Origin of the sequence: Bradyrhizobium sp. ISRA442 (assembly GCF_038085055.1) — a bacterium.
Classification (GTDB): domain Bacteria; phylum Pseudomonadota; class Alphaproteobacteria; order Rhizobiales; family Xanthobacteraceae; genus Bradyrhizobium.
This window is the reverse complement of the sequence record NZ_JALGCN010000012.1, coordinates 36,685-58,978: the sequence shown is the minus strand read 5'-3', so window position 1 is coordinate 58,978 and position 22,294 is coordinate 36,685. Positions and strand designations below refer to the sequence as shown.

At 59.8% G+C, this 22,294-nt stretch carries 19 protein-coding genes; 10 read left to right on the top strand and 9 right to left on the bottom strand.

The annotated features are described in order from the left end of the window. Positions 1-7: 7 nt before the first annotated feature. From MTR72_RS24340 to MTR72_RS24300, 9 genes are all read right to left on the bottom strand, one after another. Positions 8-757 (bottom strand): nitroreductase, encoded by a 750-nt coding sequence (locus tag MTR72_RS24340; RefSeq protein WP_341511258.1) that lies wholly within the window; start codon positions 755-757, stop codon positions 8-10. Positions 758-793: 36 nt separating this feature from the next. Continuing rightward, positions 794-1,435 carry an HD domain-containing protein gene (locus MTR72_RS24335; protein ID WP_341511257.1) on the bottom strand — a complete coding sequence of 214 codons (642 nt, stop codon included), beginning with the start codon at positions 1,433-1,435 and terminating at the stop codon, positions 794-796. Between the two features lie 184 nt (positions 1,436-1,619). Continuing rightward, positions 1,620-2,594, bottom strand: coding sequence for a GlxA family transcriptional regulator (locus tag MTR72_RS24330; protein ID WP_341511256.1), 975 nt, complete (start codon positions 2,592-2,594; stop codon positions 1,620-1,622). A gap of 224 nt (positions 2,595-2,818) precedes the next feature. Continuing rightward, positions 2,819-3,241 carry a cupin domain-containing protein gene (locus MTR72_RS24325; protein ID WP_341511399.1) on the bottom strand — a complete coding sequence of 141 codons (423 nt, stop codon included), beginning with the start codon at positions 3,239-3,241 and terminating at the stop codon, positions 2,819-2,821. 149 nt (positions 3,242-3,390) lie between these two features. Further along, the gene (locus MTR72_RS24320; RefSeq protein WP_341511255.1) at positions 3,391-4,659 is read right to left on the bottom strand and encodes an MFS transporter; all 1,269 of its coding nucleotides are present in this window, start codon (positions 4,657-4,659) and stop codon (positions 3,391-3,393) included. Next, entirely contained in the window at positions 4,652-5,323 is a 672-nt protein-coding gene (locus MTR72_RS24315; RefSeq protein WP_341511254.1) for an HD domain-containing protein, read from the bottom strand. Before MTR72_RS24315 ends, MTR72_RS24320 begins: the two co-directional genes overlap by 8 nt. Positions 5,324-5,395: 72 nt before the next feature. Beyond that, the gene (locus MTR72_RS24310; RefSeq protein ID WP_341511253.1) at positions 5,396-6,385 is read right to left on the bottom strand and encodes an NADP-dependent oxidoreductase; all 990 of its coding nucleotides are present in this window, start codon (positions 6,383-6,385) and stop codon (positions 5,396-5,398) included. 226 nt (positions 6,386-6,611) lie between these two features. Then, on the bottom strand, positions 6,612-7,373 hold the full coding sequence (locus tag MTR72_RS24305) for an HD domain-containing protein (protein WP_341511252.1): 762 nt from the start codon (positions 7,371-7,373) through the stop codon (positions 6,612-6,614). Positions 7,374-7,609: 236 nt separating this feature from the next. Beyond that, entirely contained in the window at positions 7,610-8,035 is a 426-nt protein-coding gene (locus tag MTR72_RS24300) for a response regulator transcription factor (protein ID WP_445819628.1), read from the bottom strand. 244 nt (positions 8,036-8,279) lie between these two features. On the opposite strand from MTR72_RS24300, the gene MTR72_RS24295 reads away from it, so the two are divergent. From MTR72_RS24295 to MTR72_RS24250, 10 genes are all read left to right on the top strand, one after another. Then, complete coding sequence (locus tag MTR72_RS24295) at positions 8,280-8,942, top strand: response regulator transcription factor (protein WP_341511397.1); 663 nt, start codon at positions 8,280-8,282, stop codon at positions 8,940-8,942. Positions 8,943-9,131: 189 nt separating this feature from the next. Next, complete coding sequence (locus MTR72_RS24290; protein ID WP_445819627.1) at positions 9,132-14,546, top strand: trifunctional serine/threonine-protein kinase/ATP-binding protein/sensor histidine kinase; 5,415 nt, start codon at positions 9,132-9,134, stop codon at positions 14,544-14,546. Between the two features lie 372 nt (positions 14,547-14,918). Then, positions 14,919-15,923, top strand: a complete 1,005-nt coding sequence (locus MTR72_RS24285) for a CobW family GTP-binding protein (RefSeq protein ID WP_341511251.1) — start codon at positions 14,919-14,921, stop codon at positions 15,921-15,923. Next, a complete protein-coding gene (locus MTR72_RS24280; protein WP_341511250.1) occupies positions 15,859-16,458 on the top strand; it encodes a DUF1097 domain-containing protein in 600 nt (199 codons plus the stop codon). Before MTR72_RS24285 ends, MTR72_RS24280 begins: the two co-directional genes overlap by 65 nt. Positions 16,459-16,479: 21 nt before the next feature. Next, entirely contained in the window at positions 16,480-17,202 is a 723-nt protein-coding gene (gene nthB, locus MTR72_RS24275) for a nitrile hydratase subunit beta (RefSeq protein ID WP_341511249.1), read from the top strand. Positions 17,203-17,210: 8 nt separating this feature from the next. Beyond that, positions 17,211-17,834, top strand: coding sequence for a nitrile hydratase subunit alpha (nthA, locus tag MTR72_RS24270; protein WP_341511395.1), 624 nt, complete (start codon positions 17,211-17,213; stop codon positions 17,832-17,834). A 9-nt stretch (positions 17,835-17,843) separates the two neighbouring features. Then, positions 17,844-18,161, top strand: a complete 318-nt coding sequence (locus MTR72_RS24265; RefSeq protein WP_341511248.1) for a nitrile hydratase accessory protein — start codon at positions 17,844-17,846, stop codon at positions 18,159-18,161. A gap of 322 nt (positions 18,162-18,483) precedes the next feature. Then, entirely contained in the window at positions 18,484-19,485 is a 1,002-nt protein-coding gene (locus tag MTR72_RS24260; RefSeq protein WP_341511247.1) for a GlxA family transcriptional regulator, read from the top strand. A gap of 329 nt (positions 19,486-19,814) precedes the next feature. Beyond that, on the top strand, positions 19,815-20,876 hold the full coding sequence (locus MTR72_RS24255; protein ID WP_341511246.1) for a GlxA family transcriptional regulator: 1,062 nt from the start codon (positions 19,815-19,817) through the stop codon (positions 20,874-20,876). A 52-nt stretch (positions 20,877-20,928) separates the two neighbouring features. Further along, positions 20,929-21,963, top strand: coding sequence for a HoxN/HupN/NixA family nickel/cobalt transporter (locus MTR72_RS24250; RefSeq protein WP_341511245.1), 1,035 nt, complete (start codon positions 20,929-20,931; stop codon positions 21,961-21,963). The last annotated feature ends 331 nt before the right edge of the window (positions 21,964-22,294 follow it).

Below are 22,294 nucleotides of genomic sequence, written 5' to 3'. Positions count from 1 at the left end.
TCGACTATTACGTTTCGAACCCTACGAACGTGGCGAACTCATCAATGTCCGCCCGCGGCATCAATCTATCCGGCCGCTCAACCTTGGCTTTCCCGACCGAGATACCGCACACCACCATCTGCTCTGCCGGAATTGACAGCAGCGGGCGCAAAATTCGATGGTATTTTGCGAACGTTTCCTGCGGACACGATTGAAGCCCGCGTCCCGCCGCCGCGAGCATCACGTTCTGCACGAACATTCCGAGGTCGAGCCAGCTTCCGACTTCCAGGCGACGGTCGATGGTCACGATCAATCCCACCGGCGCGCCGAAGAATGTGTAGTTCTTCGCGGTTTGTCTGCTCCTCGCCTCGAGATCGATTTGAGCAATTCCGAGCGATCCGTAGAACAACCGACCAAATTCTTGCCGCCGTTTGAGGTACGGGTCCGGTAAATCGCTGGCGTAGTATTTGTATTCCGAGACGTGCTCGTCGCGCGAGTTTTCGTGCGCGTCCAACAGCGCCGTCGAGACTCTGTCCTTGGCCGCGCCAGCCAGCGCGTAGATGTGCCAAGGCTGGATGTTCGCACCGCTGGGGGCGAACCGCGCGATACGGAGAATCTGCTCAATTGTGCGTCGCGGGACTGGAGCGTTGCAAAACTCGCGGCACGCAAACCGCCCGGCCAAGATCTGATCGATCGGGCCCCGCGCAACGACATCTCCCTCACCCGTGCCGGTGGCGGCTCCTTCAGGACTGGACATGCTCGCACGGCTGGTATCCATCTCGGCCTCCTCGGTTCGGTTCGGAGCAACGAGCGCTCAGTGCGGCCAGGCTGAGCCAAGGATGATCGAGCAAAAGTTCTGACGGACATAGTTCATGTCCTTCAGCGCCAGGACGTCGGCCTTCACGTTTCCAAACGTCGTCAGCGGCTTCTTGATGATGCCGTTGGCGAAGTGATCGATGATGTTCTCCTTGAAATTTGTCTCGCGCGGATGATGGATGCAGACATGGTCGCGCTGTTCATGCGTGAAGTCGTGATAGGCGATGCCGAGCACGTCCATCTCCACACCGGCGGTCACCAGCGCGATGGTCGGGCGCATATGCTCGGGGATTCCGGGCGTGGTGTGGAGCGCGATGGCAGTCCAGACGTCCTCGATGTCACGCTCGGGCACGCCGTAGCTTTTCATGAATTTGCGGGCGGCATTGGCGCCGTCGACCTCGAAGCGCAGATCGGGGCTCGAATATTTCTCGGTGAGGCCCATGTCGTGGAACATGGCGCCGAGGTAAAGCAGTTCCGGGTCGTATTTCAGCCCGCGGCGCTCGCCCGTGAGCGCGCCCCACAGGAAGACACGGCGACTATGGTTGTAGAGCAGGTCGTCTTCGGTCTCGCGCACGAGCTGCGTGGCTGCGCGGGCGATGGCGCTGTCAGGCACGCGGATGCCGGCGATGATCTCAGACATGGAGCAATCTCCTCGGTTGGATAACGCGCTGGTTGGTTGTCGGGATTAGGCAACAGAGCCCTGCTCCGGACAACAGGCGGGATGCCACGGATCAGGACAGCCGTACGTCGTTTCCTGACAAAAGGCCGCTCGGAGCCTTCAGAGCAGTAGGAACCCGCAGTTTCGTGCTCGGGTAGCTCGCGAGCTATTCCGGTTCTGCTCGCCGGAAGCTGGCGCGATATTGGACAGGGGTCACGCCCAGACGGGTGCTGAAGACAATCCTCATCCGATCCGCCGATCCGAAGCCGCAATCGAAGGCAATGGCCTTCAGCGGTCGGTCGCTTGCTTCCAGCATCATGCGCGCGGCATCAATACGGGCGCGCTCGATGAATTCGTGCGGTGTGGTCCCGGTCACCTGCCCGAAATGCCGGGCCAGATTCCGGGGGCTCATTCCGACGAGTACGGCAAGCGACTCCAGCGTATGGCGATCCCCAATGTTCGCCATGACGTGGTCCTGGATGCGTGCGATGGGTGATTCCGGATCGGCAGGTGCCGTGAGATAGGGACTGAACTGCGACTGTCCGCCCTGGCGCTGCGCAACCACGACCAAACGCTTGGCAACCTTGAGCGCCGTTTCCGCGCCGTGCCGCTGCCCGACGAGCGCGAGGCCCAGATCTATCCCAGCCGTCACACCCGCCGCGGTGATCAGCCGTCCATCGCGCACATAGATCAAGTCCGGCTCGACTTTCGCCTTCGGGAATCTCGCCGCCAGCGCCTGTGCATCCTGCCAATGGGTCGTGACTCGCCGATCGTCGAGGAGTCCGGCATAGCCGAGGACAAAAGCCCCTGTGCAGATCGATCCATAGACGCTGGAGCGCCATGGGAGCTCCTTGACCCACTGAAGCAGGCACGATTCGGGCTCCGCTTCCGGCGGCGTCGGAGTGCCGGCCACCAGAACGATGTCGAAGCCGCCCGCCGCCTCCTCGAAGGTCAGGTCGGCGACCATGCGAATGCCATTCGACGCGCGCAGCGGATCGCGGTGAGCAGCAACCAACACGGTTTCGTAGCGATCCGCGCTGCCGAGAAATGTGTTAGCCTCGCTGAACACGTCCATCGGACCCGCCACGTCCAGGGCCTGGACTCCCTCACAGACGACGATCGCGACAGCTTGTACCGGCACCTGCTACGGCCTCCCCACTCCAGGAGACTTATTATGCAGGTAGTCCGGACTCTGTAAAAGACCCGGCGCGATCCGGGAGGCAACAGAACGAGCATCCGCGCATCCGGGATCAACCAGGGGCTATAGACTTCTAGCGGTTGGTTTCGCTGGCGTAGCCGCCAACCAAGTGGTCCTTGCAGCTCCCCAAAAGCACCGTCACGGCCATTGGCGAGCTCGTCGCGCCATCATTGTGATCCCGGCGCCTTGTCTGGCGTCGTCAAGGGCTCGTCCTTGGAATCCACGACGAAGACCGCCAGCAAGCTGGCGGGCTCGTTGTCACTCGCGTTCTCACTGACCCTGTGATGTGAACCGGGCATTTCATAAAAACTCTCGCCTGCGTGATAGAACTTCGCGGGTTCCTCGCCGACTTGACTACGGATGGTCCCGGACAGCACGTAGGCGTAGATAAAAGCTGACGTTGCGTGGTGATGAGCGAGCGATTTGGCTCCGGGAGGATAAGTCACCGTCACAGCAACCAGCCTCTTTCCTTCGACATTCGGCAGCGCGTGCGCGAAGGCGACTTTCACCTGCTCCCGGTCCTGCGCGATCGCCGGGGAGGCTCCCAGGGCGATCGCTGCTGCTATCAGCGGGACGGCGGCCGTCCGCAATGCTCCTCTCGCTGCTTTTGCAAACATACCTCGAGGGTTTGATACGGCACCAATCCGATAGGCAAATCCACTGATCGACATCATCGCACCTCCTCTTCTAACGAGTTCACGCAACTGCTTGAAACCAGAACGCAGAGACGAACAGATGGTCATGGTGAAGCTTCCGATGAGAAGGCATCGCCGCCGCCATCACTTCGGCCTGATGTGCCGCTGCCGCTGAGCAGCACCGACAACAGAGCTGCCACAGCGAATCCCGCAGCTACCCAGCCGAGCCGCTCCACCGCGCCATTGGCAATGACCACAGCGCCCGCCGCGGCACCCATCGCGCTGCCGAGGTAGATGGCCGAGGAATTCATCGAGAGACTGATCGGCGCCAGTGCCGGAGCCAAGGTCACCAGCCGCGCTTGTTGCGCCGTTATCAGCCCCCAACTGGCGAACCCCCAAATCAGGATGGCCGGCAGCAGGACAGGCATTGCCCGCGCCGGCTCGAGGGCCGCGCTAAGCGAGAAAGCAAGATAGGCCAGCAGGGCAAGCCCCCCACCAACGATCACGACACTGCGCGCGCCCCAACGATCCGCCGCGCTGCCGCTGAGCTGGGTGCCGACTGCACTGGCCAGGCCAAAGCCCAACAGGACCGGCGCCAGTGCCTGCGGACCAAGGCCGCCGACGCCGGCTATGAACACACTGAGATAAGTGTAGACGGTAAAAGTGCCGGCCACGGTCAGCACGCTCGTCATCAGCACCCCGAGGATATCGCGGCGCTTGGCCAGCGCCAGACGTTCACCAAGGCCAGCCGTGACGCCAGGCCGTTGGCGCGGCAGCCGGATGAGAATCCCTAACAGCGAGAACACCGCCAGCCCCGCCACGCCGAAGAAGGTGGCGCGCCAACCGAAACCCTGCCCCACCAGTACGCCCAGCGGCACGCCAGCGATGATGGCCAAGGTCAACCCGGTGGTGATCGTGGACAGGGCACGGCCACGCCGCTCCGGACCGCCCAGCGCGGCGGCATATCCGCTGGCCGCCGGCATGAAGCTTGCTGCAGACAGGGCCAACAGCAGCCGCGCGGCCAACAGCCCGGCATAGCCCGGCGCCAGCGCAGCGAGCAGGTTGCCCAGGGCGAAGCCGCCCATGGCGACGACCAGCAGCCGACGCCGCTCCAGCCCGGCCGTCAAAACGGCCATGACCGGCGCGCCGATGGCATAAGCGAGGGAGAAGGCGGTGACCAGATGACCGGCGGCTGGCAATCCGACGTTCAGGTCTCGCGCCAGGGCCGGAAGCAGCCCGGCGATCATGAACCCCTCGGTGCCGATGGCAAAAGCGCCGAGGGTTAGCCAGATGAGAGAGGCCAGCGAATCGGCGCCGGTAGCTTGTGCGCGACCGGGATCGAGCTCCTGGAGCACAGGATAGGTCCTAGTCATGATGGTGAGCCTTGTGCTGGGAATCCGGGAAGGGCGACGCAGCGATCAGGTCGCAGGCGTTGGGGCTCTTGAACCCCGGGATGAAACGTTCGCAGACAGCGGCGTTGACGGTGCCATACGTCGTCGCTGGCTTGTGCGCAAAACCGGCGAAATACTCCTGAATGAACCCTTCTTTGAAATTTGTGCGCGGGTACTTGGCGACGATTTCCTCGCGCAGCTCCGCCGGGAACTGATCGAACCCCACCCCGATGACATCGAGAAGAACACCGGAATTGAGGAGCGCGACTTCGGGACCCATGTACTTCGGGATGCCGGGAGTGGTGTGCAGCGCGATTGCTTCCCAGACGGTCTGCACCTGGTCTTCAGCGATGTTGTGGGTGCTGAGAAACTGCCGTGCGGCATTTGCGCCATCGACTTCGAAGCGCTCGTCTGGGCTCGAGAACTTCTTGATGAGACCGAGATCGTGAAAAGCGGCAGCTACGTAGAGGAGTTCGGAATCGAACCGCAGCTTCCTCTGCCGACCCTGCTCAGCTGCGAACAGGTAGACCCGGATAGAGTGATTGAAGAGCAGATCAGTGGAATGTTCGCGCAGGATCTCGGTAGCCTCTTTCGCGAGCAGAGAGTCGGGAATGATGAGAGCGTTGGAGGAATTCGGCGTGGTCATGATTGCATCCTTTCGAGAGTTGCTGTGGTGTTTGGCTGCGGATTTGGGGCAAGCTCCGGGAGGATTAGTCGATCAACTCGCTCCGACGTCGAGCACGATCTTTCCTTTCGGCTGAGGCCGCACGTGCTCCAGCATGAGATGAGCCTCGCGCGCATCCGCGAGAGGTAAGACTGCTCCGACGTTTGTTCGCAGCTTTCCACCATCGATTAAGCGAGCGATCTTCGTCAGATATTGGCTCGTGACGTCGACCAAAAAGAAGGTGGCTTCAACACCGTAGCGCTTTGCAAGATCCTGATCCGGGCGGGACACTGCCGAGATCAACTTGCCGCCGCGACGAAGGACCTGGATCGAGCGGGTTTGGGTTTCGCCGCCGACCAGATCGATGACAGCGTCCGCGTCGCGTACTTCTTCCTCAAAGCGCTGCGTCCGGTAATCGACGACACAGTTTGCGCCGAGATCGCGCACCACCGAAATATCGCCCGTCGATGCGGTTGCGACAGTTCGCAGACGCGCGTGATGGGCCAGTTGAACCGCATAGGACCCAACGTTGCCGGCCGCACCGTGAATGACGACCGTTTGCCCTGCCTTGAGTTGGGCATGATCGAACAACGCCTGCCATGCCGTCACGGCAACAACAGGAACGGACGCGGCTTCAACGTGGGTTAGCGAGGTTGGCTTGTTCGAGACCATGCCCGCGGAAGCTAGAGCGTACTCGGCGTAGGCCCCGACAAACTGCGGATTCGTAACACCATAAACCTGATCTCCCACACGTAGTTCGGTGACTCCGGGTCCCATCGCGACGATTTCGCCGGACAGATCCGAGCCCAGAGTGAGGGGGAGCGGTTGCGGCAAAGCGCTCTTGCCGGACCTGATCCACCCATCCCATGGGCCAACTCCAGCGGCCGCAACCTTGACCAGGACCTCGCCAGGACCTGGCTCGGGTCGTGGCACGCGCTCGAACTTCATGGTCTCCGGTGACCCAAACTCGTGCACGCGCCAGGCCATCATTGTTGAATGAGTTCGCTGTTCACCAACTTGAGGAACGATGCTGCTGGGGGTCATCTCATGCTCCTTGCGCTCAGTTCGTCATGGTTGCCGTCGGCCGTTCAGGACGATTGATGGGACGGGCTCATCCGTATGTCGCAAGGAGCCGCGCCCGGGACAACGAGCACGATCCTACGGATCAGGACAGCCGTACGTCGTTTTCTGACAACCGCCCGTCAGAGCCTTAGGGCCGTCAGACACAGTGCCAAACGGCATGCGGCGCTCCTGAGCAAGCGCGTCGCGGCTACGGTGCTGCAACCCACGGCGACTTCCGCATCAGACCGCTGAAGTCCCTGCGGTGGAAATTTGGGTCCTTGTAGGCCATGACGTCGGCAAGACCAGTGCCTTGGGTGGTCTCAGGGCGGTGCTTGAGGCTGTCGTAGAGGGCTTGCAGGAAACCTTCTGCAAATTGTGGCTGGCGCGGATAAGCCGCCTCCACGGCGATCCGCTGCTCCGGGGTGAAGTCGCTAAAGCCGGCCCCGACGAGATCCATGTTGGCCGCTTCGGCCAGAAGCGCTGCAATCGGATAGAGATGCGGGGAAATCCCGTTTGTCGTATGCAGCGCGATCGCCAGCCAAACCCACTGAGCGTCGGCTTCGGAAATGCCTTTGCCCTGCAAGAATGCGCGAGCGGCATTTGCTCCGTCGACTTCATAGCGCAGGTGACTCTCGCCATAACCCGCCGTCAACCCGTAGTCGTGGAACATAGCCGCGACGAAGAGGAGCTCCGGGTCATAAGTCAAACCCTTGCGCCTTCCCGCTAGATCAGCCCAGCAATAAACGCGCATGGAGTGTTGAAACAGCAAATCGCCCTCGGCGCTGCGAATGATCTGAGCTGCGTCGCGCGCCAATTGAGTATCGGGAATTTTAACGTCCGAAACCTCGATGGAGGTGGAAGCCACCTTATCAGCACCAGGAGTGACGGTTTCAGCATGGCACTTCAGTGCAAAGGCTGATCCGACGATCAGCGCAAGGGCGGCGCAAGCGAAAGTGCTACAGAGCTTCATGAGGCTCTCCTCTCTTGGTTTGATACCACGAAGAGTTAGCGTTGATCGCTTGCACTTCTATTCCATCATCGTGTCGGCTCGCATATACCTTCGAACACGACATGTCATACCATGGTGCAACATGATCGCTCTCGTCGGAATTCTTGAGCCGCTCATCGATGCAAATAGGCGACGCACAAGGCCCGATCTGGAACCTGCTCATTCTGAAGCCAAATTTCGGTGGTGATCCCGAGTCGTTACGAACGATCCTGACCTAGAGCAACCTGAACTCCTTCAATCAAATCGGCCTCAAGGAATGGCTTGGTCAGAAATCGCACAGCACCTGCGGCAAGGGCGAGGGACCGCAGGTCTGCCGTTGGATAAGCCGTGATTAGAATCGTCGGGATCGCCCTGCCGCCTTCCGACAAGTGATGGCACAAATCAAGGCCGCTCATCCCCGGCATATTGACATCAGCTATCAAACAAGCCGCCCGACCGGCGTGGGACGACCGCAAGAAGTCCTCCGCTGAGGAAAACACCTCAGCAGCAAACCCGAGCGCCCGCATCAAATCGCGAATTGCTTGGCGAACATCTTCGTCATCGTCAATAATCGCAATCAGACGCTGCCTTTCTCGCACTGGCATGTCGGCAACGCCGCTGTAGAGGGACGAAGGATTTGTCATCCTTCGCTGGCCCGAAGACGATCCACGTTAGGAGAAAACGCGGCTCAGCGGGATTATACGAACGTGTATCTAGAAGCTCGCCTCAACGGACAGGCGTACAGCTGGCTCAGCAACGAACCTCGCGCTTCCCCGTCCGGCAGCTGGATCGGGTTCCATCAACGGACGCCACGTGTTTCGTGATGGTTTTGAAGCGATAAAGGCGGTAAACTTGCAGCGCGGTGAGAACGTCCGTCGGGAAAGAATCGTGAAGCAACGATCGAGTGAGCCACGTCCGAGCGTGTTCATCATTGATGATGATGCCGACGTGCGGGAAGGCCTGGGGAGCCTTCTCAGGTCGGTGGGTTTTCAGACGCAGCTTTTTTCCTCTGTCGCCGATTTCTTGAAAGCCGACTTGCCGGAAGGTCCCACCTGCTTGGTCAGCGACGTTCGAATGCCCGGGCAAAGCGGACTCGAGTTGCAAAGTGAGCTCTCGAGCCGAGCCAGGCGGCAACTGCCGATCATTTTCATTACGGCGCATGGCGACATCCCAATGTCGGTCCGGGCCATGAAGGGCGGCGCCATCGAATTCCTGACAAAGCCCTTTCGAGATCAGGATTTGCTTGATGCAATTGCTGAAGGCCATGCGCGGGACCTTGCTCGGCTGAACAGTGAACGAGAACTTTCGGAACTCGAGCTTCGCTACCACGGTCTGACCGCACGCGAGAGAGAAGTCATGAGCGGTGTGGTGAGCGGCAGGCTAAACAAGCAAATCGCCGCAGATCTTGGCATTACCGAGATCACGGTTAAAGTCCATCGCGGGCGAGTCATGCGAAAGATGCGCGCGTCATCATTGCCCGAGTTGGCGCGCATGTCAGACAAGCTGCAAATACCTCTGGCAAAGCTCGCTCGCGAGCGGCGTGCCTTATAAGACTCACTTGTCCTAAGGCGAATTCTAGGGCGAATGTTTCGTTGGAACACCTTGGGTACGGAGCCCCAATTGCAGCAAACTTTCCAGAGCGGCAATAGTGGGCTGAAGGACCTCCAAGTCATATGGCAGGATAGCGACCGCCTATTTTGCCGATTGGCGGGCCCCGATGACGCTTGTTCGGAGAGCTTGTTGGCCGTAGTCCCGCTGCCGGAGCCCCCATCAACCGCCGGCCTTGAGCGACTCGCTCATGAATTTGGCCTGAGGGAGCAGTTGGACGCCGATTGGGCCGTGCGGCCGTTGAAGCTGGAGCACGACCATGGGCGAACAATGCTGGTGCTTGAGGACCCCGGGGGCGAGCCGCTTGCAAAGCTGCTTGGCCTGCCCTTAGCGATAGAGCGCTTCCTGCAGCTCGCAATCGACATCTCCGCAGCTCTAGCCAAGGTCCACCGATGCGGCCTTGTTCACAAGGACGTCAAGCCATCCAACATCGTGGTGGGGTGCCCGGATGGACGCGTGCGGCTGACCGGGTTCGGCATAGCGTCGCGGTCGCCCCGTGAGCGACAGGCACCGGAGCCACCCGTCGCGATCGCCGGGACGCTCGCCTATATGGCGCCCGAACAAACCGGCCGCATGAACAGATCCATCGATGCTCGTAGCGATCTCTACTCGCTCGGGATCACGTTCTACCAGATGCTCACGGGCGTTCTCCCGCTAACGGCAGCGGACCCTTTGGGTTGGGTGCATGGCCATATTGCTGGAAAGCCCGTACCGCCAACGGAACGCTCAGAGGGAATTCCGGCGCCTCTCTCGGCAATCATCATGAAGCTGCTCGCCAAGACGCCGGAGGAGCGTTATCAGACTGCCACCGGTGTCGAGTGGGACCTGCGACTTTGCCTGACCAGTTGGGAAGCGAGGCACACCATCGACCATTTCCCCCTGGGTTCGCAGGATACGCCGGGCCGATTGCGGATCCCGGAAAAGCTGTACGGGCGGGATGCCGACATCGCAACCTCGCTCGCGTGCTTTGACCGCGTCACGAACACCGGCACTCCGGAGTTATCGCTGATCTCCGGATTTGCCGGCATCGGCAAGTCTTCGATCGTTAACGAACTGCAAAAAGCGTTGGCCCCGCGACGTGGCCTGTTCGCAGCGGGCAAGGCCGATCAGTTCAAGCGCCACATTCCTTATGCGACGCTGGTGCAGGCTTTTCAGAGTCTCGTCCAAACTCTTCTGGGTAAGAGCGATGCCGAATTGGCTGGCTGGCGCCGCGAATTTCTGGAGGCACTCGGGCCAAACGGCCGCCTCATAGTCGACCTTGTTCCCGAACTCAAACTGATCATTGGAGACCAGCCACCGGTTCCAGAGCTGCCGCCACAGCAGGCACAGGGCCGTTTTCGACTCGTACTTTCGCGTTTCGTTGGGGTATTTGCTCGACCAGAGCACCTGCTGACTCTCTTCCTTGACGACCTACAATGGGCCGACACTTCAACGCTTGACCTGCTGCAGGATGTGTTCACGCGATCGGACCTGCACCATCTCATGCTGATTGGCGCCTATCGTGACGATGAGGCCGCTGCCGCTCACCCTCTCATGCGAATGCTCGGCGAGATCACGAGCGCCAGCGGAAAGGTTGTGACAATCACGCTGGCGCCGCTTGCTACAGAGCATCTCAGGCAGCTGATTGCGGACGCGCTTCGTTGCGAGCCAGAACACGTTGCGCTTCTCGCCGACTTGGTGCGCGACAAGTCCGGGGGCAATCCGTTCTTTGCCATTCAGTTCCTGACGTCGCTTGCCGAAGAAGCGCTACTCGTCTTTGACCATGAGCGCGTGTGCTGGACCTGGGATCTCGCGCGAATTCACGCGAAGGAATACAGCGAGAACGTCGTTGAGCTCATGGTCCGCAAGCTCGCCCGCCTGCCTGTTGATACGCAAGCTGTGCTGCAGAAGCTCGCTTGCCTCGGAAATGCCGCGGACATCGCGACACTTTCGATGCTTCTCGCGATCCGGGAGGAGCAGCTCGACAAGGTTCTGGACGCGGCCGTTCTGCAGGACTTGGTCGAGCGTACCGAAGTTCACTACCGGTTTGTCCACGATCGCATTCAGGAGGCGGCCTACTCCCTCGTTCCGGAGCAGCTACGGCCGGAGACGCACCTTGGAATAGGAAGGCTGCTCGCGTCGAACACCCCACCCCGACATAGGGAGGAGGCGATATTCGCCATCGTCGACCAGCTCAACCGCGGAGCGAGCTTGATCGCGTCTGTAGAGGAGCGCGAGCAGCTCGCCGAGTTCAACCTGATGGCGGGTCAGCGCGCCAAGGCCTCGACCGCGCAGGTTTCAGCACTGACCTATTTCACCTTCGGTGCGGGATTACTGGCGGAAGATGCCTGGCTGCGTCGGCACGAGCTCGCCTTCGCGCTGGAACTAAATCGTGCCGAATGCGAGTTCCTTACTGGTGCGTTCGCAGAAGCGGAGCACCGCTTGTCGACTTTGTCGGTACGTGCCGCGACGACTGTCGAACAATCCAATGTCGCGTGTCTACGCGTGGAGCTGTACATAACGCTCGGTGACGCTCGCAGCGCCATTGCCGCCGGGCTAGATTTCCTCCGGCATGTGGGAATCGAGTGGCCAGAGCATCCCGCGCAGGAAGATGCACAGAGCGAATATCGGCGGATATGGTCAACCCTCGGAGACCGCCCGATCGAAACCCTTGTCGAGTTGCCCCTCATGAGAGACCCGGTGCCGCTCGCGAGCCTCGAGGTACTCGCCAAACTCCAGATCCCTGCCTGCAATACGGATGTGAATCTGCATTCCCTCGTCGTCTGTCGCGCGATCAATCTCAGTCTTGAACACGGCAACGGCGACAGCTCGTGCGTCGCCTATACGATGCTTGGAATGATCGCCGGACCGCACTTCGGCAACTATGAGGCCGGATTCCGATTTGGTCAGCTCGGCTATGAGCTGGTCCAGCAAGCCGGGCTGGCTCGCTTCCAGGCCAGGACTTACTTCACCTTTGGAACCATGGTGATCCCCTGGACCCGGCACGTCCGGGAGGGGCGCGGTTTGACTCGTCGCGCGTTCGAGGCCGCAAGTCAAAGCGGCGACCTAAATTTTGCGGCCTATTGCTGCAACCAGTTGAACACGAATCTGCTCGCGGCGGGCGATCCACTCAGTGAGGTGCAAGACGAAGCCGAACGTGGTCTCGCCTTCGTGCAGAAGATGCGGTTTGATCTCGCCATCGACCACATCCGCACCCAGCTCGGGCTCATCCGGACCCTCAGGGGACTGACCCCGACATTCGGCCGTTTTGACGACGAGAACTACGACGAGTTGCGGATGGAGCGTCGTTTCGCCAGCGACACAAGGTTTGCACTGCCGGAGTGCTGGTACTGGATCCTCAAGCTGCAGAGCCGCTTCTTTGCCGGCGACTATGCCAGTGCCATCGAGGCCTCGGAGCGGGCGCGCCAGCTGTTGTGGACATCGCCGTCGATGTTCGAAGGAGCAGAGTATCACTTCTATGCCGCACTCTCCCAGGCGGCTTCCTGGGAGCCCGGGGCCGCCGCTCTGCGACGGCAGAATGCGGAGGCCCTGCTCTCGCACCACCGAGCGCTCGAGACCTGGGCTTCAAATTGCCCCGAGACTTTTGAGAACCGCGCAGCACTCGTCGGGGCGGAGATCGCCCGAATCGAAGGCCGCGAAGTCGAGGCCATGCACCTTTACGAAAAGGCCATCCGGTCGGCGCGAGCAAACGACTTTGTTCACAATGAGGCCGTTGCTAGTGAGCTTGCGGCGCGCTTCTATGCCGCGCGCGGCCTTGAGATCGCAGCGCACGGATATTTGCGAAACGCTCGTTACTGTTATCTCCGCTGGGGTGCCCTAGGCAAGGTCGCGCAGCTCGATGCGCAGCATCCGCACCTGAGAACGGAAGACCTGGCGCCCGGCCCTACCAACACGATCGCGGCGCCTGTCGAGCACCTCGACCTCGCGACGGTGATCAAAGTCTCGCAAGCGGTATCGGCCGAGATCGTGCAGGACAAGCTGCTTGAAACACTCATGCGCACTGCCATTGAGCAGGCGGGCGCGGCACGGGGCTTGCTGATTGTTTGGCGCGGCATTGAGCTCCGGATCATCGCACAAGCCACGACCGATGGCGATCTGGTGCTTGTCGATCTGCGGGACGAGCTTGTGACCGGGGCCGTGCTGCCGGAATCGGTGCTCCACTATGTGCTGCGCACCCAAGACAGCGTTATTCTTGACGACGCCGTCGTCCAGTCACCGTTTGTGACCGATTTATACATCCGGCAACAGCAGGCGCGCTCAATCCTGTGCCTGCCGCTGCTCAATCAGGCCAAGGTCGTAGGTGTGCTGTACCTCGAGAACAATCTTACGTCCAAGGTCTTTGCACCGACACGGATCGCGGTGCTGAAGCTACTTGCATCGCAAGCCGCTGTCTCGCTCGAGAATACACGCCTGTACAAGGAACTCGCGGAACGAGAGGCAAGGATCCGGCGTCTAGTTGATTCCAACGTCATTGGGATCGTGCTCTGGGATTTGGACGGCCGGCTTCTTGAGGCCAATGATGCGTTTCTGCGCATGGTGCAATATGAGCGCGAGGATCTCGATGCAGGGCTTCGCTGGTTCGATATGACACCTCCCGAATGGCAAGAGGTGCATACCCGGATTGAAGCCGAAGAGCTTCGGGCGACCGGCACGATGCAGCCTCGGGAAAAGGAGTTCTTCAGAAAGGATGGCAGTCGGGTGCCGGTCCTGATTGGTGCGGCCGCATTCGAGACCCCGCCTACACAGGGCGTCGCCTATATCCTCGATCTCACCAGTCTGAAGCGGGCCGAACAGGCAGCGAGCGAAAGTGAACGCAGGTACCGGCAAGTGCAGGCGGAACTGGCGCATGCTAATCGCGTGGCGACGATGGGCCAGATCACAGGTTCAATCGCCCACGAGGTAAACCAGCCGATCACGGCTGCGGTCATCCGTGCGCAGGCAGCCTTGCGCTGGCTCGGACGCGAACCGCCAGATCTTGGAGAGGTGCGGGAGTTGCTCACCCAGGTCGTCAGGAATGCCGCGCGAGCCGGCGAGGTCGTTGGACGGATCCGGGATATCATCAAGAAAGTGCCTCCCCGGCAGGACTTGCTGGAGATCAACGGCCCGATCCGCGAAGTGATCGAACTCACCCGCAGCGAGGCGATCAGGAATGGCGTGTCCGTGAGCGCGCATCTGCCCGAAGGCCTGCCTCTCATTCGTGGCGATCGTGTTCAACTCCAGCAAGTCGTGCTGAATCTCATCATAAACGCCATCGAAGCCATGAGTGGCGTCAGCGATGGTGCCCGAGAATTGCAGATCACCACGGCCAAAACAGAGTCGGATGACGTGCTTGTAGCCGTCCGAGATTCGGGTCCTGGATTTACGCCGGCAGCACTTGAACGCATTTTTGAGGCCTTCTACACAACCAAAGCATCTGGCTTAGGCATAGGGCTGTCGATCTGTCGTTCAATCGTCGAAGCACACGGCGGACGTTTTTGGGCGAGCGCGAATGATCCCCGGGGCGCCTTGTTTCAGTTCATCCTACCTCCAGGTGAGGGAGATCGCTGAGCATGATGGTGGTCCGGGTGCGCATGTCCGACGTCAAGCAGACGCAATTTTGCTACGATGGCAGAAGCCTGGTCACCCAGCTTGCGATTCTAACCGACGATTTTCCCTTTTGAATCCGACGCCGAGCGGCTCGAGCTTTCGGCACCGTCTTAACGCGAAATCCGTCCTTCGACCCCACGTTCCGAAGCTACGGTTCGCGCGGTGACTAGGGGTGATATCGCGCCACTTCTTTAGGCATCATCTGAAGCGGAATTGAGCAACTCCCGGCATGCTGCATTGCTTTGAACCTGTTTGGCCGAATTCTCGCGTCAGGGATTGTTGTGACTCGCCAACGCCAAACCTAGCGTCCTGCCAGTGCAGGGAGAGCGAGCTATGCCAACAACATCATCGCGGAAAATTCCGGTCACGGTTCTAACCGGCTTTCTGGGATCCGGGAAAACAACTCTGCTCAACCAACTGCTCGAAAGTGATCTATTGGCGGATTCCGCCGTCATCGTGAACGAGTTTGGATCAATCAGTATCGATGCTGAATTGGTCGTCGGCGTCGACGAAGAGATCCTGCAGATCAACAACGGCTGCATCTGCTGCACCGTCCGGAAGGACCTCGTTTCAACGATCACCAATTTGCTCTCCGGCGAGAAAACGATCCGTCGGATCCTCATCGAGACGACCGGGCTTGCCGATCCCGCACCCGTCATTCAAAGCTTCATCGTCGACGAAACCCTGTCGGACGCCACTACGCTCGATGCGGTCGTCACCGTAATCGATGCTGTCCATATCGACCATTGGCTCGCCGACCAGAGCTCGGGCGAAAACGTTGCCGCGGAGCAAATCGCGTTCGCCGACGTCGTGGTGATCAGCAAGCGTGATCTGGTTGACGCTTCCGCTTTTGCCGCACGCCAAGCAACTGTTCGAGGCATCAATCCGATGGCGCGCATCGTTTCGGCCATCAACGGCCGCGTCGACATCGCCTCAATCATCGACGTCAGGGCCTTCGACTTGAAGAACTGCCTGGCCATCGAACCGTTGCTGCTCTCCGAACTCGAGCACGAGCACGATCTCTCCGTCGTCAGCGTTGAGGTTCGTGAGGATCGCCCGCTGGACGGCCCGCGCTTCTTCCGGTGGCTAAACGCCTTTGTTCAACAGAACGGCGAAACGCTGCTGCGCTCGAAGGGCATTCTTTGGCTGGAAGGGGAAGCGCGGCGCTGGGTGTTTCACGGTGTCCATATGACGCTTGAGGGTAGACCGGGCCGGCCTTGGGCGGCGAATGAGCCTCGATTCAGCGCGATCGTCTTCATCGGAAGAGGGCTCGATGCGGTTCAAATTCGCAGCGGCATCGCCGATTTGGCTCGACCCGGCACAAGTCTGGTCGCTTAGCGATCCGCCAATCCAATTTCAACGGGAGAAAATGACGATGACGCCCCTGCTCGCCCTAACGATAAGCATCGCCGTGCTCGGTGGTGTCGACACCTACTTGACTGCAACCGTCCTGCCCATTCCGGTCTGGGTGACATTCATCGCCTGGGCTTCGTTCTTCGCTTGCGGCGGCACGTCGGCGGGCTTTGTCAAATCGGTCGCGTCGAACTGGATAGGGGTCATCATATCCAGCTTTTGCCTGCTCGCCATTGCGGCGGCTCCGGGGTCGGCCGCGTTTGCCGCAGTGAGCGTCGGTCTGGGCAGTGGCGCGATGATTCTCGCCTCCTCCCATCGGGCATTGGGATTTCCGCCCGCCATCGTCTTCGGCTTTGCCTCGACCGTCGGAACGGTCGCCGCTACGGGAAGTCCGATCACGGACGCGAGTATTACTAACCCGGCGTTGACTGCAGCATTTTCCATACTGGTCGGAGCCGCGTTCGGCTTCGTTTCCGAGAAGTTCGCCGACGTTCTGGTCACGCGCCGGGCTACGGCCTAATCAAGCGAGGGGAAACCGCTTATGAAATTGCAGCACTATCTCGGCGGCCTTGAGGGGCTCGATCCGATATCACTCGAAACGCGCGTGTTCGTGGAGGCCTGGGAGGAGAGGATTTTCGGTATCCACACCGCCATGATGGCGTTGAGCCCCCAGCTCAATCTCGCCGCAACGCCGAGCACTTTCGGCACGGTCTGGACCTGGGCCGATCTCCGCAAGGGCGCCGAATCGATGAACCCGTTCGATTATTTCAAATTTCGATACTACGAAAAATGGCTAGGCGGCATCTCCGCGTACTTCGTGGCCAATGGCTACATCACCCAGGAGGAGCTGGACGCGCGCACCAAGGATTTCCTGACCTCGCCGCCGGCAATGCCAAAGGGCGGCGATGCTGCGGTGGACGCTCGCGTGCGCACATATCTGCTGGTCGGCGATGATCCGAAGCGGGATCGGTCTGCTCCGCCGCGATTTGCGTCGGGCGACGTCGTTCGCGTCGCCAATCCAAACTCTGTCGATCATACCCGCGTGCCGGGCCATCTCCGCAACAAGCACGGCGTCATCGATGGCATTTATCCCGACGCCTACACATATCTTTGCGACACCGGCCCCGACGGCATCGGCGAGGCGATGCCGGTGTACTGCGTCAGGTTCGATCCGGAGGCCCTGTGGCCCGGTAACACCGAGAAGCACTTCACTTTCTACGCAGATATCTTCGAGGCTTACCTCGACCCTGCGACCGCATCCTGAGGAGGGCCATAATGCAACGCTTTGAATATCCCACGGACCGTGAGACGGCGAATGCCGCGCGTGCGCGCGCACTCGAATCCCTTTTGATTGAGAAGGGTGTGATCACCAGCGAAACCGTCGACAAAATCATGTCGATCTTTGCAACCGAAATGGGCCCCTTTAATGGAGCCAAGCTCGTCGCAAGGGCCTGGGTCGATCCGGCCTTCAAGATGCTCTTGGCCGAGAACACGATGGCTGCTGTCGAGAAGATGAACTTCGTCACCAAGGGCGCCGGCGCGGAAGGCGAGCACATGCGCGCGGCAATCAACACGCCGGAGGTGCACAATCTCATCATTTGCACTCTCTGCTCATGCTATCCTTGGCCGGTTTTGGGCTTGCCGCCTTATTGGTACAAGGACCCCTCATTTCGCGCACGTGCTGCGCGCGAACCGCGGAAGGTGCTGAGCGAATTCGGCCTGGATATTGATCCCGGCAAGGAGATCAAGACCTGGGACAGCAGCGCACAAATCCGCTGGTTCGTCGTTCCCGAGCGGCCTGCCGGCACCGACGGCTTCACCGAGGAACAGTTGGCGGCTCTCGTCACCCCTGAGTCGATGATGGGTGTCAGCATCGTCAAAGCGCCGGCCCCTTGAGAGTTCAAGATGCAGACGAGTTTCGAGCATTTCGCTTTGGGAAGCATGTTGGGGAAACCCGACATGCCGCCAAAGGACAATGGTAGCCTCTGCTTCGGCGCCGCATGGCAGCGCCTGGCATTCGGCATGGCGCTAGCTCTCTCAAAACAAGGCGTATTCGAATGGGATGACTTCCGGTCGGAGATGATAGCAAGCATCGTTGCGTGGGAAGCCGTCCACGAAACCACCGACCCGAGCTGGGACTACTATGAGATCTGGCTCACCGTACTAGAACGGATGGTGCAGCGGTCTGGCATCATCGGCCACCCAAACGACGCCTCTTTCTAGACTTGTTCGATTCCATTCGTCGACAGGATTCCCGCCAGCGTCCTTAGACCTGGCCGGTGTAGGTCGACGCCATCGGAAGAGAAGCAGCGAATTGTGGAACTCACAGGTCGACCCGCGCCTTCCCTCGGCACAGGATTGATGCCCCGAAGCTCCGCTGAATAATGCGTCACCGATCGGAACGACACGACGCGTCAGATCCGCGGAGTTAGTCCGCGACCGTGCAAGAGTCCGAATACCGCGCAAGTTTGGCCGAATTTGACGCATTCGAGGTGACTGGTCGGAACGACAATTGCATGAATTTTGGGCCCACTGAGGATCGTTGATGCGCATCGCCCTACTCGCCCCGCCAGGTGTTCAGTCGCTCGACATTGTCGGCCCAGCCGAAGTGTTCTGGGAAGCGGCGCGACGGCTGGGAGACCCCGGCGCTTACACCGTGCAAGTCATAGCGGGCTCGGCCGATCCCGTCCTTGGCACGGGCGGCCTGCGCTTCCTGGCTGACCGACATATCTTTCAAGCGGATGAACCGATCGACACGCTTCTGGTCGGCGGCGATCCGTCGTTCGAGACGATTGACCCTGCCATTGTGCAATGGCTGCGTCGGCGCGCTAGTACGGTCCGCCGACTCGGATCCGTTTGTACCGGAGTCTTCCTGCTCGCAGCAGCTGGCTTGCTCGACGGAAAACGTGTAACGACGCATTGGGAATGCGCAACCCGCCTGCGGAACGAGTATCCCGATCTCAATATCGATTCGGACCAGATCTTCATCAGGGACGGCAACCTCTGCACCACCGCCGGCGTCACCGCGGGCATGGACTTGGCACTCGCGCTCGTCGAAGAAGATTATGGTCGAGACTTGGCACTCATCGTCGCGCGCTACATGGTGATGTTCCTGAAACGCCCGGGCGGCCAATCGCAGTTTAGCGCTCACCTTGCCGCACAGATGTCTGGCAAGACCAAGATTCAACAAGTGCAGCAATACGTCCTTGATAATCTCGCAATGCCGCTCTCGGTTGATAGCTTGGCCGAACAGGCGGGTATGAGCGTGAGGAATTTCGCACGCGTGTTTCGCCAGGAAATGAACATGACGCCTACGGAGTTCGTGGACGCAGCAAGACTGGATGCCGCGCGCCTGCTTCTCGAAGATGGCGGAAAATCGCTCCAGCAGATCGCCGCACGCTGTGGCTTTGGCAATGCCGACGGCATGCGGAGAGCATTCGTCCGGAACCTCGGCGTAGGTCCGGGGGAATACCGGCTTCGTTTTCGAAGTGCCTGGGCAGGTACGAATCACGCCCCGCAACGCCATACACAGCCCAGCCGTTCGTAACTGGTGGAGCGTCTGCCGACGGATGTCGACCGTCATCATGCGTCATCGCGACCTGCCGCAGCATTGCTGTAGACGCGTGGTGACGCCCTTCTTTTTGCGATCGAACTCTTCAACGATTACAGATTAAGTACAGGCCGGCTCTCGAAATGGCCGATGCCGACGTAACTTTGGCCGCTGCCTTCCTCAGGCGCGTTCTATAATTACAACACTGGACGCTTTGTTGGATCAATGACAGGCGAGCCTGTCGGTCGGCACCGAAGCCGACTGCGGGCAACGGATCGTCATGGCCGCAGCAGGCTCGCGAACGTCGAAACCCGAGGCATCTACTGATGGCGAACGTCGACACATCATCTTATGACTCGCCACACGAACACACTGACCAACCCAAGCCAACTCACCGCGTCGGCATTATCGTTATCAATGGATCGAACGCGATCGATTTCATGGGACCAAACGATGCGTTCCATGAAGCCAACAAATCGAGCGCGTCGTCGATCCGCTACCAAGTCGACCTCATCGGCCTGCAGCCCGGCCCCATCATTGGCTCGTCCGGCATACGCACGCTTCCGGACAAGATTATCAGACCGAACCTCGAAGCGATCTACGACACGATCCTAATCGCTGGCACCCGAGAATTTCGACCATTTGAGGGCGACCACCTCCTATTGAACTGGTTGAGACGAAACGCATCGTCAATCCGGCGCATTTGCGCAACCTGCACTGGAACGTTCACCTTGGCATCAGCTGGCCTCCTCAACGGGCGGCGCGTCGCAACGCGTCATGACCACGCCAAGCAGTTTGCGAAGATGTACCCGCACGCTCTGGTGGAGGCGGACAGGCTCTTCGTCCGCGACGGCGCTTACTACACTGCGGTCGGTGGAATGGCGGGAATCGACCTGTGCCTCTACCTCATCGAGAACGACTGTGGCCGCGCAACCTTTCTTGATGTCGCCCGCATGCTGGTCGTTTTCCTGAGGCGTCCCGGTACTCTGGCCCAAGTCAGTGAATTCCTGAAAGCGCAGTCAATCCAAAACACGCAGATCAGCCAGGTGATGGACTGGGCGCTGGACAATCTTACCGCCGATTTGTCGGTCGAGGCACTCGCCAAACGCGCAGCCATGAGCTCAAGAAACTTCAGTCGCACGTTCACGGACGAAATGATGACCACGCCCGCCCGTTTTGTCGAAAACATCCGTGTCGAGGCCGCCCGCATCCTGCTGGAAACAACACCGCTGTCGATTCAGCAAATCGCCCATCAGGTCGGGTTCGGTAACCCAGCAAACATGCGTCGCGCGTTTATTCGCGCCTTTCAGGCTCCGCCCGCAGAATATCGGCACAGCATTGAACGACCCGAGGAACACACCGCTCGACCAACTTTGATGAAGGCCTGAGCGATGGAGTAACGGCAAGCCATATCAACGTCACGGGAGTGGTTCAGACGCGATGGTAACTTCGCAATATGCTCAACCCGGAGCAAGAATACTGACGACATTTTCTCTCCTGATCGCTGCTAACGTTGCGATTTGGATATGGACTTTGCAGGCTCTTGAAGGCCGTCCCGAACTGCTTGCCACAGCGCTGCTCGCCTATGTCTTCGGCCTGCGCCACGCATTCGACCCCGACCACATCGCGGCGATCGACAACGTCGTGCGCAAATTGATGCAGGATCAACGGCCATCTACGTTGGTAGGCCTTTACTTTGCGCTCGGCCACTCAAGCATCGTATTATTGGCTTCGATCGCGATTTCCGGAACCGCCGTATCGCTGGATGTCAGCGCCATCGGAGACTTCAACCTGATCCGGACACTGGTGTCTGCCTTCTTCCTGCTTGCGATTGGCCTGGCCAACTACTGCATACTAAAATCGATATGGGCGACCTTTATGCGCGTGAATCGCGGTGAGAGCGTGGCCAGCGAGCAGTGCGAGCCGCTGACAGCGGCGCAAGGCCCGCTCAACCGGCTGTTTCGCCCTCTGTTCAATATAGTGACGCGCGCTTGGCACATGTTTCCCGTAGGATTCATGTTCGGCCTTGGCTTCGACACCGCGACCGAGATCGGTCTATTCGGAATATCTGCGACCCAGGCCGCGCAGGGCACGTCGTTCTGGACGATACTTCTGTGCCCTCTGCTTTTCACCGCGGGAATGACGCTGATGGATACGGCCGATAGTGTCCTGATGACAAGCGCCTACGGCTGGGCGTTTGTGAAGCCGATTCGCAAGCTTTGGTACAATCTAACCTTAACGATGGTGTCTGTTATCGTCGCGATCTTCATCGGCGGTCTCGAAGTCCTTGGACTGATAAGCGAAAAGCTCGGGCTGGACAGTGGCGCTTGGAGCATTATCCGCAGCTTGAACGCTCGTATGGATAATCTCGGTTATCTCGTTGTCGCGATCTTCGTCCTGAGCTGGATCTGTTCTGCGCTGCTGTATCACTTCGGGCGCTTCGACGATCTGCACGCCAATCAACCGGCGCCGTAACACATGCACACATATATAGATCGGCCATAATTCTGCTGGTCCAACCATCCCATGGGCCAACTCCAGCGGCCGCAACCTACCGGGACCTGGCTCGGGTCGTGGCACGCGCTCGAACTTCATGGTCTCCGGTGACCAAACTCGTGCACGCGCCAGGCGATCATTGTTGAATGAGTTCGCTCTTCACTCTTCACCAACTTGAGGAACGATGCTGCTGGGGGTCATCTCATGCTCCTTGCGCTCAGTTCGTCATGCTCGCCGTCGACCGTTCGGGGCGATTGATGGGACGGGCTCATCCGATGTCGCAAGGAGTCGTGCCCGGGACAACGAGCAG

Coding starts and splice junctions, on each gene's coding strand:
- MTR72_RS24340 (WP_341511258.1), bottom strand. CDS start 757: ATGGATACCAGCCGTGCGAGCATGTCCAGTCCTGAAGGAGCCGCCACC.
- MTR72_RS24335 (WP_341511257.1), bottom strand. CDS start 1,435: ATGTCTGAGATCATCGCCGGCATCCGCGTGCCTGACAGCGCCATCGCC.
- MTR72_RS24320 (WP_341511255.1), bottom strand. CDS start 4,659: ATGACTAGGACCTATCCTGTGCTCCAGGAGCTCGATCCCGGTCGCGCA.
- MTR72_RS24315 (WP_341511254.1), bottom strand. CDS start 5,323: ATGACCACGCCGAATTCCTCCAACGCTCTCATCATTCCCGACTCTCTG.
- MTR72_RS24310 (WP_341511253.1), bottom strand. CDS start 6,385: ATGACCCCCAGCAGCATCGTTCCTCAAGTTGGTGAACAGCGAACTCAT.
- MTR72_RS24305 (WP_341511252.1), bottom strand. CDS start 7,373: ATGAAGCTCTGTAGCACTTTCGCTTGCGCCGCCCTTGCGCTGATCGTC.
- MTR72_RS24300 (WP_445819628.1), bottom strand. CDS start 8,035: ATGACAAATCCTTCGTCCCTCTACAGCGGCGTTGCCGACATGCCAGTG.
- MTR72_RS24285 (WP_341511251.1), top strand. CDS start 14,919: ATGCCAACAACATCATCGCGGAAAATTCCGGTCACGGTTCTAACCGGC.
- MTR72_RS24280 (WP_341511250.1), top strand. CDS start 15,859: ATGCGGTTCAAATTCGCAGCGGCATCGCCGATTTGGCTCGACCCGGCA.
- nthB (WP_341511249.1), top strand. CDS start 16,480: ATGAAATTGCAGCACTATCTCGGCGGCCTTGAGGGGCTCGATCCGATA.
- MTR72_RS24265 (WP_341511248.1), top strand. CDS start 17,844: ATGCAGACGAGTTTCGAGCATTTCGCTTTGGGAAGCATGTTGGGGAAA.
- MTR72_RS24260 (WP_341511247.1), top strand. CDS start 18,484: ATGCGCATCGCCCTACTCGCCCCGCCAGGTGTTCAGTCGCTCGACATT.
- MTR72_RS24255 (WP_341511246.1), top strand. CDS start 19,815: ATGGCGAACGTCGACACATCATCTTATGACTCGCCACACGAACACACT.
- MTR72_RS24250 (WP_341511245.1), top strand. CDS start 20,929: ATGGTAACTTCGCAATATGCTCAACCCGGAGCAAGAATACTGACGACA.